Below are 13,198 nucleotides of genomic sequence, written 5' to 3'. Positions count from 1 at the left end.
CTGGACGGCGGCACGCCTCGAGATCAGGCCGCGCGAAGGTACCTTAGCGATACTGCGATTAAGGACGCGTTACCGCTTCACGGTTCATTAACGACAGATTAATGACGTGCGTGCACGCGTGGAACGATACGGAAAGTTCGTTCAGCAGACCGATTGAGGGCGATTGCGCGGCGTCAAACAGCGCGCTGGACGACCACGAAAGTACGCGATCCCGGCGCGTGGGTCGGGTCATCGAGAAACTCGATCGGCTTGAGGCCGGCGGCCACGCAGAAGTCCGCGATCGTATTCTTCGGCAACGGCTTTGCACCGCGCCACGACGTGTCCGCGGTTAGCGGATCCTTGCCGAGCATCATTTTCAGGCGCTGGATGACAGGCGTCGGGACGAACTTGGCGATATGCCAGAGGATCGTCGGATATTCGTGCGCCGTTCGGAAGTGAATGAGTCCAAGCGCGGATGGACGCAGGATGCGGGCAACCTCGACCAGATTGGCCTTCACGACGTCATGCGACGGCATGTGCTGAAAGACCTCATATGACCACACGAAATCCGCAGTTTCGGACGCTAAGGGAAACACGACGCCATTGCCGGCGACGAAGTCGAGATTGCTGAACGCCGCTGCCGCCGCCTTGGCCTTTTCCACCATGACGTCGGACACATCGATGCCAACAGCCCTGGTGAAACGCCGGCCAAGTGCCTGCGTGAAACGTCCGACACCGCAGCCGATATCGACCGCCGTCTTGCCGACGGGATCAACTGCATATTTTGCGAGAACAGGGTCGATCAGCAGCGTCGCGCGTTCGCGACCGAGTGCGAAGAATTTTTCGGGATCGTGATCCCACAGCTCGGTCTCGACGTAAAAGAACGGGTCACGATTTGCACGCTCATTCCAGGCTTTCTTCATATCCTTGGTCTGAGGCAATACCGTCTCCAATGTCCGTTTTAACGGCGGAACCGGCAGTTAGCCCGAAGCCCTCCGGCCGCGCAAGCAACCGGAGCTGGTTCGGGTTGATCGGCATCTAACCTTTATCGTTAGTCTTAATAGCCCCGAATTTCAGTGTATTTCCGACGAGCGCGCCATCGCCTCTTTCAGCTTCTCAAGCGTGAATGACGGGCTGCGCGCGATATCGAGAATGGGTGTCTCGCGCCGCCCGCATAGCTCTGCCGCTTCCGGCAGTTTCGCGGCGACATCGAGCGGGATCACAACCGCGCCGTGCTGATCGGCATGGATCAGATCGTCCGAACGGACACTCATGCCAGCCACGCGGACCTCATGACCGAACTCGCTCACATGCACATGCGCGTGCGACGGGCCGATCGTGCCAGCGAGCGCCTGGAAGTCCGGCGCCCATTGGGGGATGTCGCGGATCGAGCCGTCGGTGACCACACCGAGGCAACCGAGCGCCCTGTGCACGGCACTGTTCACCTCGCCCCAGAACGCGCCATAGCCCGCGTCGGGCCCGTCGATATCCTGGATCACGCTGATGCGCGGACCGATGCCCGTGCCGACATAGTCGTAGTAAGCGAGCCGCCGTGCCTTCTGCTCCGCGGCAGGCAGACCGGACGCCATGGTCGCGCGAATGGTCGCGGTGCGCGCATAGCCGACGATGGGCGGCAGATTGGGAAACGGACAAACCAGCGGACGCGTGGTGTAGCCGATCAGCCGGCGCTCGGGGGCGACGATCTCCATCGCATTGCAGATGGTCGGCGTATCGTAGCGGCCCAGTGCTTCCAGAACAGATGCGGGCAGCGGACCGGTCGCGGAATTCGTCACGGCGTTTCTCCTGTGGGTGATTATCGCATCCCGTCTTCGCGGGACGTCGTCGTCGCTGAGTGACTCCGGATATAGCCGACTTCACTGCATGCCCAAAACGAAATGCAGCCACTTTCGTCGTGGAAAGCAGCTACATGAATTGTTCTCGAGATGAACAATCAGTTCAGGCGTGCGGGCCGATCATCCGGCGCGATCTCAGGTGCACCCGGCGTATAGGGCGGCGATGCATTGGGCGCTGCCGGATCAACAGGGACCACCGACTGCGCGGCCAGCGCGCGTTCCTGATCGCGATACGATTTCCACCCCAGCGGAAGGCTCAGCAGATACATGATCGAGAGCGCCGACAGGATGTGCCAGGGGTAGCCGATCAGCAGCGCGATGAAGAGCACCACGCCGACGAACACCGGCAGCACCAGCTCGCGCGGCACCCGCATGTTCACGGCCTTGCCGGAGAACACCGGCAGCCGCGACACCATCAGGAAGCCGACCAACAGCGTGTAGAGGGTCGTCAGGATGGCCGGCGGCATCGGCATGCCCAGGAAGCCCAGATAGATCGGCAGCATCACGGTGAGCGCGCCCAGCGGCGCCGGCATGCCCGTGAAAAAGTTCGCGGCAAAGGCCGGCTTGTCCGGATCGTCCATGGTGGCGTTGAAACGCGCCAGCCGCAGACTGCCGGCGATGGCGAACACCATCGCGGCGATCCAGCCGGCATTGCTCAGATCGTGGAGCTGCCAGAAATACAGGATCAGGCCAGGCGCCACGCCGAAATTGACAAAGTCGGCCAGGCTGTCGAGTTCGGCGCCGAATTTGGACTGGCCCTTGATCATGCGGGCGACACGGCCGTCGACACCATCGAGCACGGCGGCGAACACGATGGCCGCCACGGCAAGTTCCATCCGCCCCTCGGTGGACAGGCGGATCGCCGTCAGGCCGGCGCAGATCGCCAGCAGCGTGATCATGTTCGGCACCAGCATCCGGATCGGAATGGTCCGGAACCGGCGGCGGCGCGTCTCGGGAGACTGGTCAGAAGGCATTTGCATGGTGTGATCCTAGCAAATCCCACCCTGCTCCGCCATTGTGGCGTCCTGCCGCCCAAAGCGGCAGGAAATCGGGGTTAATCGATGCGGTAGGTGCGGCCGCCGTCACCGATCCGGAAATCGGCCAGCACGGTCTCACCGGCAATCGCGGTCTGCCCCACGGCCACCAGCGCCTTGCTGCCTTCCGGCAGGTAGATATCCAGCCGGGAGCCGAAACGGATCAAGCCAAAGCGCTCGCCGGCGCTCAGGGTCTGGCCCTCGCGCACGAAGGACACGATCCGGCGCGCCACAAGCCCGGCGATCTGCACCACGCCGATCCGGCCGCCCGGGGTCGAAATCACCAGCGAATTTCGCTCATTGTCCTCGCTCGCCTTGTCCAGCTCGGCATTGATGAACTTCCCCGGCCGATAAGCGATGCGCTCGATCCGGCCAGCCACCGGGCTGCGGTTCACATGGACGTTGAAGACGCTCATGAACACCGAGATGCGCAGCAGCGGCTGGTCGCCGAGGCCGAGTTCGGCCGGCGGCAGCACTGGCTGCACCATCGATACTTTCCCGTCGGCGGGCGACACCACGACACCCTCGCGGGTCGGGGTCACGCGCACCGGATCGCGGAAGAACAGCGCACACCAGACGGTCAGGACCGTGCCGATCCATCCGAGCGGCGTCCAGATCCAGAACAGCACCAGGCTCGCCAGCGCAAAGGCGCCAATGAACGGATAACCTTCCTTGTGGATCGGCGGGATCTGGCCACGGATGGAATTTGCGATGGACATTTAAGCTCTATCTTTCTTCCCCTCTCCCCCAAGCAGCGAAGCTGCGCAGGCGGGAGAGGGTGGCGCGACGCGTAGCGGCGTGCCGGGAGAGGGGGCTGGCGCGGAATGGCCAAGATGTTCAACGATCACCTCAAGCACTCCATCCGTGTTGTTGAACACCTCATTATTCCAGAACCGCAGAACGCGAAACCCTTGTTGTTGAAGCCATTGGTCTCGGGTTTGATCCGGTTTGCTGTCAGCATGCTGCCCGCCATCGACCTCAATGACGAGGCGCCGTTCAAGGCAGACGAAATCAACGATGTATCGCCCAATCGGCATCTGACGCTTGAATTTGAAGCTCTGAAATCGGTGGGCGCGCAGCCGATACCAAAGCTGCCGCTCGGCATCCGTCATATTGGCGCGCAAAGCTTTGGCCTGATCCCTCGCCATGCCCCCTCTCCCGTGTCGCCCGCTAACGCGGGCGATCCACCCTCTCCCGCCAAGCGCAGCTTCGCCGCGCTCGGGGGCGAGGGAAAGAGAAAGAATCACTCCGCCGCGTCAGGCGTCATCAGCCGGTCGTCATCGACCGGCGGCGGGGTGCGATTGGGGGCGATGGCATCGTCGCCGATCTGGGCCAGCCGCTCACGGGCCTCCTGGGCCTCGCGCTGCCGGTTCCACATGCTAGCATAGAGACCGCCCGCCGCCAGCAACTGGCCATGGGTGCCGCGCTCGGCGATACGGCCCTGATCGAGCACAATGATCTCGTCGGCGCCGACGATGGTGGACAGCCGATGTGCGATCACCAGCGAGGTGCGGCCCTGCGAGACCTTCTCCAGCGCGTCCTGGATTTCCTGCTCGGTATGGCTATCGAGCGCCGACGTCGCCTCATCCAGCAGCAGGATCGGCGGCGCCTTCAGCACGGTCCGTGCAATGGCCACGCGCTGCTTCTCGCCGCCGGAGAGTTTCAGGCCGCGTTCGCCGACCTCGGTCTCGTAGCCCTTTGGCGACATCCGGATGAACGGGTCGATCTGCGCCATACGGGCGGCTTCCTCTACCTCCGCGTCGGTTGCGCCCCAGCGGCCATAGCGAATGTTGTAGCGGATGGTGTCGTTGAACAGCACGGTGTCTTGCGGGACCATGCCGATCGACTGGCGCAACGAGGCCTGCGTGACATTGCGGATGTTCTGGCCATCGATGGAGATCGTGCCGCCCGACACATCATACAGTCGGAACAGCAACCGCGAGATCGTCGACTTGCCGGCGCCCGACGGGCCGACGATGGCGACGGTCTTGCCGGCCGGCACCTCGAAGGAGAGCCCCTTCAGGATCGGCCGCTCCGGGTCATAGGCGAAACGCACGTCATCGAAACGCACAGCACCTGATGTCACCAGCAGCGGCTTGGCTCCTGGAATATCCTTCACTTCCGGATTGCGGTTCAGGACACCGAACATCTTCTCGATGTCGATGATCGCCTGCTTGATCTCGCGATACACCATGCCCATGAAATTCAGCGGCTGGTAGAGCTGGATCATCATGGCGTTGATCATGACGAAATCGCCCACCGTGTGGGTGCCGTTGCGCACGCCGACCGCGCACATCAGCATCGTCGATGTCAGACCGAGCGTGAAGATGATCGCCTGCCCGGTATTGAGCACAGCCAGAGACGTATAGGTCTTGACGCTGGCGCGCTCGAAACGCTCAACGGTCTTGTCGTAGCGTTCGGCCTCGCGCGTTTCGGCGCTGAAATATTTGACCGTCTCGTAGTTCAGCAGCGAGTCGATCGCCTTGGTATTCGCCTCGGTATCGGACTCGTTCATGTTGCGGCGGATGGCGATGCGCCACTCGGTCGCCAGATACGTATAGTACATGTAGACGACCACGGTGATCGCCACGACCAGCACATAGCGCCAGTCGAACTGCCACAGCAGTACACCCATCACCAGCAACAGCTCGACGATGGTCGGTACCAGTTGTAGAATCACCATCCGCACGATGACTTCGATGCCTGCGCGGCCGCGTTCGAGCACACGCGTCAGGCCACCGGTCTTGCGCTCCAGATGAAAGCGCAGCGAAAGTTCGTGCATGTGGACGAAAGTGAGATAGGCGAGCTTGCGCACCGCGTGCATCGCCACCTTGGCAAAGATGCCGTCGCGCCATTGCGTGAAGATCGCCATCAGCACGCGGATCGCGCCGTAGCTGACGGTCATGGCGACCGGCGATGCGATCAGCCACAGCGTCCAGTTCGAGGACTGGACGGGAGCCGTATCGGCGCCGGTCAGCGCATCGATCGCCCATTTGAAGGTGAACGGCACCGTCAGGGTGGCCGCCTTGGCGACCAGCAGCAGCAGCATCGACCAGACGACGCGCATCTTCAGGTCGTCGCGGTCGCCCGGCCAGATATAGGGCCACAAATGCGCGAGCGTTCCGAACAGCGTGCCGCGTTCGATATGAGCCGGGTTAAGAACTGTCTCGTCGTTCAGCGCGGGATCGGAATCAGACATGCACGGCGCCTGGAACGAACGGAGCTGCGGCCCGGGGCCGGCTCAAAATGGAGGTCGATTTCATTAGAATGCATATAGGCGCTTTGCCGGAACGTCGCACCCTGGCGGAGCATTCTTTTCCCTGCGGAGAGGTGTCCCGGGCAGGAATTTCCCGTATCGCGTTCATTCCGTGTCTTGACGCTGTTATCCCGCAGTGCCACATGGATTCCATGAGCACAATTAAAACGATCTGCGTCTATTGCGGCTCCGGCCCCGGTACCAATCCCAGTTTCGTCGAATCAGCGGTCGCGCTCGGCAAGATCATGGCCGAGCAAGGCATTGGCCTGGTCTATGGCGGCGGCTCCATCGGCCTGATGGGCGCGGTAGCCAAGTCCGTGCTGGACAATGGCGGCCGGGTCACCGGCATCATCCCGGAATTCCTGACCAAGCGCGAAAACGCGCTGACCGCCGCCCAGGAACTGATCGTTACCCACGACATGCATGAGCGCAAACGGCTGATGTTCGAGCGATCGGACGCCTTCGTCGCCCTGCCCGGTGGCATCGGCACGTTGGAAGAGCTGGTCGAACAGCTCACCTGGCAGCAGCTCGGCCGCCACAGCAAGCCGATCCTGATGGCCAATATCGATAACTTCTGGGAGCCGCTGCTCGAGCTGCTCAAACACATGCGCTCGACCGCCTTCATCCGGCCGACACTGCCGCTGGACGTGCTGACGGCCGACCGTGCCGAAGACATCCTGCCCCGGCTCCGCACCGCTGCGGCGCTGGCTTCCGACGAAGCCAAGAAGCTGGCTCCGGACGTCGCGACGCGGCTCTGACTAACCTCTCTCCGCTTGCGGGGAAGAGGTCGAAGCCGAGTGCCAATAACGCCTCAGATGAGGAGGAGCCAGCGTTTCACTCACCGGCTCCCCCGGCCGCTCCGCTTCACCCGGCTCGAATGACCTTCGGAGCCTCGGATTCAATACGAACTAATCAGACAGACGCATTTCTAATGTGAACTCAACGATTTGCTGCCAAGCTCGTTTTGGCAGCGCCGATGAGAAATTCATTTTGTTGGACGCAGTGTTGCGACGAATTTGTTGGGCGCTCTGTCGCGCCACACGAAATGCAAACCTTACCTCGGCTTGCGCGGGCCTGCTCTCCTTTACGTCTCTGGAAACAACCTCGGAAACAGCACGTCGAGCGCCTCGACCGGGAAGCGCAACGAGACCGCACCCTTTGGCGTCTCCGATGCGAGCAGGCCTTCGGCGATGACATCGGCCAATACCCGGCGCGCCGTGCGATCTGGAAGTCCCGTGATACGAGAAATATCGCCACGTTCAAACTGTCCACGAATGAGCGCTTCCTCCAGAAGACGTTTGGCCTCTGGCTTCAGCGTGCTGCTGCGCTCGACATAGGTACTCAAGCGCTGGCCCAGACTATCGAGCTCGAACAGGCTGTCCATGAACTTCACCTGATCGAGACAGACTTGCAGGAACCACAGGATAAATTCGCTGAGCGCTTTGAGCGAGAGATTGCCGCGTCCGTCGAGATCGCCCTGGCGCGGCGTATCCGCCAAATCCATCATCCGCTTGTACTCGCTTGGCGTCTTCAGACCGCGGGCAAGACCGCGTGAGATTGACCAAAGGCCATGCGACCCTATTCCGGAAAGCTGCGCCATAGCATGGCTCATCAAGCGACTGACACGACCGTTACCATCCGGAAAAGGATGGATGTAATTGAAGCGATGATGGGCGGCGGCAATCGCCATGATACGGCCCGCAGTCTTCAAAGATTTGAACGCATAACGCTGCTCGAAATATTTCATGAAGTCATCGACGCGCGCGCTTGATGGCGGCACATGCCGTCCAACTGCCACGTCTTGCTCCGGCTGAGAGCGCCACGCACCCGGCACCATGATGAATTCGGAATCCTTGCCGCTGATGCGCAACATATCTTCCGGCGCATCGCGATAGAATTCGAGGTGGAGCCATTTGATGAATTCGATTGAGGCCGGCTCGCCGAGTTTGCCGTCGGAGGCAAGACGGTCGATCTCGGTTTGCACGCGCACATGCGCGGCAGCCTCAAGCTGAAGGTTCCTGCGGCCCTCGTCCTGGTCGAGCTTGCCTTCCAGCGCACGGGCAATATCTTTCGGGCGCGTGTTATGGCCTTCAATCAGGTTGCTGTAATAGGTGTTCATCAGCCGCACGAGGTCGGCAAGGTTCGCAGCCGTGCGCGGATGCAACCCGACGCCGAGTTTCGTGGAGGCAACAGACAGATCGGCGATGACGTCCGCGATGGCCTCGGATGTCTCTTCCAGCCTCGCAGGCTCAATGCGCTGTGGAGTTTCTTCTGTCATTTTGGCCGATCATACGATATTACAAGATATTGATAATTCGTACAAAATGCGAAATTATCATTAATATTGGCCGATTTCTTGGCCGATCATGTGCAACGCGGGAAACACGATGAGGTCCTTTCCCTAACTCACTTTTCTCGAAAGCGGGTTTGCGGAGCAAAACTACGGCGCAATATCGTCCTTCGGGAACGTCACCACCTCGATGCGATTGCCATCGGCATCGGCGATGAAAGTCGCGTAGTAGCGCACGCGATCATGCGGCCGCAGCGAGGGCGCGCTTTCCGAGACCCCGCCAACGGCGATGGCTGCCGCATAAAACGCATCAACCTCATCCATCGTCCTCGCGCGCAGGCAAAGATGCACGCCGCTATCAGGTGATAACGGCGCCATGCCTGCACGCAGATTGAGCCAGATTTCCGGATAGGTCTTGCCGAACCCGACCATGGCCGGACGCGTGACGACGCGGCTCATGCCAAGCGGCGCGAAACTACGCTCGTAGAACGGCACGGCCCGTTCGAGATTACTGACCGCGATGGAGATATGATCGATCATCTGCGTAGCCCTCAGGACCGTAGGATGGGTAGAGCGAAGCGAAACCCATCGTCCCACGCTCAATCGACGATGGGTTTCGCTCCGGCACGATCGTGCCTGCGCTCTACCCATCCTACGCATCTTCGCTTACTCGCCCAGCGTCTTCTGCATCGTGGTGTTGGCAAGCCACTCGTCATTGACAGGCACGCTGTTGCGCTGTGTCGGGATGTAGCCGCGCTTCTTGAAGAAGGGCTCAGCGGTGTCGCTGGCATCCACGGTCAGCAGCTTGGCGCCGCGTGCACCGGCCAGCCTCTCGATCGCATCGATCAGCAGCGATGCCACACCCTGGAGGGCCGTATTCGGATGCACGTAAAGCAGATCGATATGATTGGCGCCTTTCAACGATGCAAAGCCGACCGGGACGCCGTCCAGCGTCGCAATCAGCGTGAGTTGCGACGCCAGCCGCTTGCCGAACGCCACCTCGTCGTCGACCGTTGCAGCCCAGGCTTCCTGCTGCGCCTCGCTGTAGTCGTCGCCCGTCAATTCCTCGATGCTGGCCACATAGATCGCAGCCGCAATCGCGGTGTCATCCGGCAGGAACGGCCGCAGTGCCGGTTTCGCCTCGCCCATCGCGCTCACCAGAAATCCACCAGCTTCAGCGCCAGCGCGATCGCGCCGATGATCAGCGCCCACTTCAGCGCAATGTAATATTTCCAGTGCTTTGGAAACGGTGTGTCGGGTCGGCTCATCGCGCGATCTCCCAGGTGGTGCCTTCCTTCGAGTCCTTGATGACGACGCCCATGGCGGCAAGTTCGTCGCGGATACGATCGGACTCCTTGAAGTCCTTGCGAGCCCGCGCGGCTGTACGATCCGCAATCAAACCATCGACCTTTGCTGCATCGATTCCGCTGGCCTGTTGTTTGCGCCCATTCCACTCTGCTGCCGTTTCCGACAGGAAACCGAGCGCACGCAGTGACGCTGCAAACTGGCTGCGATCGCCGTCATTGCCTGCTGCCGCACTGTTGCGAAGACCGTGCAACGCCGCAACAGCCAGCGATGTATTCAGGTCGTCTAACATCGGCTCCATCACCTTGTCGGAGACGTCGCCACCTGTTGCATCCGCCGCGACCCAATACCAGTCATCGAGTGTCTTGGCGCTTTCTTCCAAACCTTTCACGGTCCAGTCGATCGGCGAACGATAGTGTGTCTTCAACATGTTCAGGCGCAGCACTTCGCCCGGCCAATCTTGCAGCAATTCGCGGATCGTGAAGAAATTGCCGAGGCTCTTCGACATCTTCTCGCCTTCGACCTGCAGGAAGCCGTTATGCATCCAGTAATTCGCCATCGCATGCGTACCGTGCGCGCAGCGCGATTGGGCGATTTCGTTTTCATGATGTGGGAAGATCAGGTCGAGGCCGCCGCCATGAATGTCGAAGATCGTGCCGAGATAGGCCTCCGCCATCGCCGAGCACTCGATGTGCCAGCCCGGACGGCCCCTGCCCCACGGGCTTTCCCAGCCGGGCTCTTCGGCGGATGACTGCTTCCACAACACGAAGTCGGTCGGATGCTTCTTGTGCGCATCGACGGCGACGCGCGCACCGGCCTGCTGGTCTTCCAGTTTGCGGCCGGAGAGTGCGCCATAGTCTGCCATCGACTGGGTGTCGAACAACACTTCGCCCGCAGCCTCATACGCATGGCCGCGCTCGATCAATTCCTTGATCAGCGTCACCATGTCGGTTTTGCCGTCGGGGCGCGGCAGCACGAAGTCCGTCGCCCGCGGCTGCACCGTCGGCGACAGGCAACCCAGCGCTTCGACGTCGGCCTGAAACTGATTGGCCGTGGTCTCGGTGACCCGGCGGATCGCCTCGTTCAGCGGCAGGCCCGGAAAGTCGCGCAACGCGCGATCGTTTATCTTGTCATCGACGTCGGTGATGTTGCGGACATAGGTGACTTTATCAGTGCCGTAGATGTGCCGCAGCAGCCGGTACAGCACGTCGAACACGATCACCGGACGCGCATTGCCGATATGGGCGAAGTCATAGACTGTCGGCCCGCAGACATACATCCGGACGTTGTCGGCATCGATCGGCGTGAAGACGCGCTTCTCGCGGGTCAGGGTGTCGTAAAGGCGCAGTTCCATGGATGTCCGTCCCTAGCGGCCGGGCGTCCTCTCATCCCTCTTGAGATTGATCTCGTGTGAGAAAAGACGGCCTCAGCCAGCGAATCGCTAGCTCTTAATCTCGCGGCAAATGCCACAAATGGCGAGAGAACCGTTCATCGGGGCACCATGGGGCAACCCCATGTGGCCCGTCAAGGGTGTGGAACTATGCCGTAAAGGGCTGATTTCGGCCTCAATCCATCGCTACGCCGCCCATGGTTAATGATTATTAATCTTTGGGGCGTATCGAATGAGGGCGAATTTCCTCATTCATTCGGTGAGTTATGAAATCCATTTCAGTCGTTCTGACGGCGGCATTTGTTCTGGCCGCTTCCTCGGCCTTTGCCGATTCCCGCGTCTTCATCATCGCCAACCAGTCTGACGGTTACGGCATCGACCAGTGCCTCGCTCGCGGCGAGAAGTGCGGCGCGCATGCCGCCCTGTCCTATTGCAAATCGCGCGCCTTCGACCAGGCCGTCGCCTATCGCCGCGTCGATCCCGATGAAGTGACCGGCTCGGTCCCGACGTCAGGCAGCGCCTGCCATCACGGCAAATGCGACGAATTCGTCGCGATTACCTGCCAGCGCTGACATCCCGCGGCTTGCGACTTTCTTGCGTCACGCTTGCGGTCACAGTGAGGCCCCGGAAACGACGTGACCCTGCCGCGAGAAGCAGCTATGGAAAGCCGCGTTCGCCGCCGCATTTTCATCGCGCGCGTCTGGCAACGTCGGCGAGAGGTTGGCGGCGGTATCGACGCGCGATGCCGCACTACCCCGCTTGTTTCTGTCTCGCTCGTTTCTGACTCGCGCATTGGCCGGATATGTCTGACACTGTGACTGCTTCCCTTTCTCGCTGGGCTTTCGTTGGTGCCGCACTGGTTGGTGCGCTGTCGCTGGGCACTCCTGCATCGGCGCAGAACGGACCGCCCCCGGCCTATCCCGCGCAGCAGGTCTATCCGCCAAGCCAGGCGCAGCAGCAGGGCTCCGCCAATCCGATGTGCGGGCGCCTCGAGGCGCAGCTTGCGACCATCGATCGCGGCAACGGCCTCGATCCCGCGCGCGCCGAACAGCTTCGCCGCTATGAGGACGCCGCGTCCAAGCAGCAGAGCGAGCTCGATCGCGTCTCGGCACAGGCCAAGCGGATGGGCTGCGACAGTTCCGGCTTCTTCTCGCTGTTCAACGGCCAGTCGGCACAATGCGGTCCGGTCAACACCCAGATCCAGCAGATGCGCGGCAATCTCGATCAGATCACCAGCAATCTGGAACGCCTGCGTGTCGGCACGCCCGGCAGTTCGGATCGCGATACCCAGCGCCGCTCGGTCCTGCTGGCCCTCGCCCAGAACAATTGCGGCCCGCAATATGCCGCGGCCGCACAGCGCGCCGCACCACAGAATTCCGGACCCGGCGGTTTCCTCAACAACCTGTTTGGCAATAACGAGCCGAGCCCGGGCGCGCCGCCGCTGGACGGCAATATGAGTCCCGTTCCGTCCGGCACCTATCGCACCGTCTGCGTGCGCACCTGCGATGGCTTCTATTTCCCGATCTCGTTCGCGACGATCCCGGCGCGTTTCGGCGATGACGAGCGGACCTGCAAGAATCTCTGCCCGGCCTCCGACGCCAACCTGTTCACCTATCGCAATCCCGGCGAGGACATGAACTCGGCTGTCTCGGTGTCGGGTCAGCCCTATTCGTCGTCGCCGAACGCTTTCAAGTATCGCACCGAATTCAATCCGTCGTGCTCCTGCAAGGCGCAGGGCCAGACATGGTCCGAGGCGTTGAAGAATGTCGACGACAAATCGGCAGCGGAGAATGGCGACATCATCGTCACCGAGGAACGTGCCAAGCGGATGTCGCAGCCGCAAAAGGGCACGCCTGCCGCCTTGAAGAAGGGCGCAGCACCGGAGGCGCCTGCAGCAGCAGTTCCCGCGCAACCGGCGACACCGTCCACTCCTGGTCAGATCCGCACGGTCGGCCCGCAATTCCTGCCGAACAACGCGCCGCGGTAGGCGCCGACGTCGCCTAGCCAGACAGGGCGACGAGCGCACGGCCCCCTGCGTCCAGCTTCGGACAACCTCCGAACGGTAGGCTCACGCCAAACCGTGAGGGTGTT

Annotated in this window: 13 protein-coding genes; 3 read left to right on the top strand and 10 right to left on the bottom strand. The window is 61.5% G+C overall.

The window, feature by feature from the left end; genetic code table 11:
* Positions 1-173 precede the first annotated feature (173 nt).
* The 6 genes from SFY93_RS16240 to SFY93_RS16215 all read right to left on the bottom strand — a co-directional run bounded on the left by SFY93_RS16240 (position 174) and on the right by SFY93_RS16215 (position 6,065).
* Positions 174-920, bottom strand: coding sequence for a class I SAM-dependent methyltransferase (locus SFY93_RS16240; protein WP_320443844.1), 747 nt, complete (start codon positions 918-920; stop codon positions 174-176).
* A gap of 132 nt (positions 921-1,052) precedes the next feature.
* A complete protein-coding gene (locus SFY93_RS16235) occupies positions 1,053-1,772 on the bottom strand; it encodes an RraA family protein (protein WP_320443843.1) in 720 nt (239 codons plus the stop codon).
* A 158-nt stretch (positions 1,773-1,930) separates the two neighbouring features.
* On the bottom strand, positions 1,931-2,806 hold the full coding sequence (gene pssA / locus SFY93_RS16230) for a CDP-diacylglycerol--serine O-phosphatidyltransferase (RefSeq protein ID WP_320447788.1): 876 nt from the start codon (positions 2,804-2,806) through the stop codon (positions 1,931-1,933).
* Positions 2,807-2,886: 80 nt separating this feature from the next.
* The gene (locus SFY93_RS16225; RefSeq protein ID WP_320443842.1) at positions 2,887-3,585 is read right to left on the bottom strand and encodes a phosphatidylserine decarboxylase; all 699 of its coding nucleotides are present in this window, start codon (positions 3,583-3,585) and stop codon (positions 2,887-2,889) included.
* Entirely contained in the window at positions 3,586-4,014 is a 429-nt protein-coding gene (locus tag SFY93_RS16220; RefSeq protein WP_320443841.1) for an endonuclease domain-containing protein, read from the bottom strand.
* A 95-nt stretch (positions 4,015-4,109) separates the two neighbouring features.
* Positions 4,110-6,065, bottom strand: coding sequence for an ABCB family ABC transporter ATP-binding protein/permease (locus tag SFY93_RS16215; protein WP_320443840.1), 1,956 nt, complete (start codon positions 6,063-6,065; stop codon positions 4,110-4,112).
* Between the two features lie 209 nt (positions 6,066-6,274).
* Here SFY93_RS16215 and SFY93_RS16210 point away from each other — a divergent pair, with 209 nt between their 5' ends.
* Entirely contained in the window at positions 6,275-6,880 is a 606-nt protein-coding gene (locus tag SFY93_RS16210; RefSeq protein WP_089267321.1) for an LOG family protein, read from the top strand.
* Between the two features lie 326 nt (positions 6,881-7,206).
* Here the strand turns inward: SFY93_RS16210 and SFY93_RS16205 are convergent, their stop codons facing one another.
* The 4 genes from SFY93_RS16205 to cysS all read right to left on the bottom strand — a co-directional run bounded on the left by SFY93_RS16205 (position 7,207) and on the right by cysS (position 11,071).
* Entirely contained in the window at positions 7,207-8,400 is a 1,194-nt protein-coding gene (locus tag SFY93_RS16205) for a Fic family protein (RefSeq protein ID WP_320443839.1), read from the bottom strand.
* 162 nt (positions 8,401-8,562) lie between these two features.
* Entirely contained in the window at positions 8,563-8,952 is a 390-nt protein-coding gene (locus SFY93_RS16200) for a VOC family protein (RefSeq protein WP_320443838.1), read from the bottom strand.
* Positions 8,953-9,078: 126 nt separating this feature from the next.
* Positions 9,079-9,561: a GNAT family N-acetyltransferase gene (locus SFY93_RS16195; RefSeq protein WP_320447787.1), complete on the bottom strand. Its 483-nt coding sequence runs from the start codon at positions 9,559-9,561 to the stop codon at positions 9,079-9,081.
* A 115-nt stretch (positions 9,562-9,676) separates the two neighbouring features.
* Positions 9,677-11,071: a cysteine--tRNA ligase gene (gene cysS / locus SFY93_RS16190; RefSeq protein ID WP_320443837.1), complete on the bottom strand. Its 1,395-nt coding sequence runs from the start codon at positions 11,069-11,071 to the stop codon at positions 9,677-9,679.
* 302 nt (positions 11,072-11,373) lie between these two features.
* On the opposite strand from cysS, the gene SFY93_RS16185 reads away from it, so the two are divergent.
* Both SFY93_RS16185 and SFY93_RS16180 read left to right on the top strand, forming a co-directional pair.
* Positions 11,374-11,679, top strand: a complete 306-nt coding sequence (locus SFY93_RS16185; RefSeq protein ID WP_089267154.1) for a Rossmann-fold NAD(P)-binding domain-containing protein — start codon at positions 11,374-11,376, stop codon at positions 11,677-11,679.
* Between the two features lie 230 nt (positions 11,680-11,909).
* The gene (locus SFY93_RS16180; protein WP_320443836.1) at positions 11,910-13,094 is read left to right on the top strand and encodes a DUF2865 domain-containing protein; all 1,185 of its coding nucleotides are present in this window, start codon (positions 11,910-11,912) and stop codon (positions 13,092-13,094) included.
* Positions 13,095-13,198: the final 104 nt, after the last annotated feature.

It is taken from the genome of Tardiphaga sp. 42S5, assembly GCF_034044155.1.
GTDB classification, from domain to species: Bacteria; Pseudomonadota; Alphaproteobacteria; order Rhizobiales; family Xanthobacteraceae; genus Tardiphaga; species Tardiphaga robiniae.
Note: the sequence above shows the minus strand (reverse complement) of the source record. Positions and strands in the feature narration are given on the sequence as shown.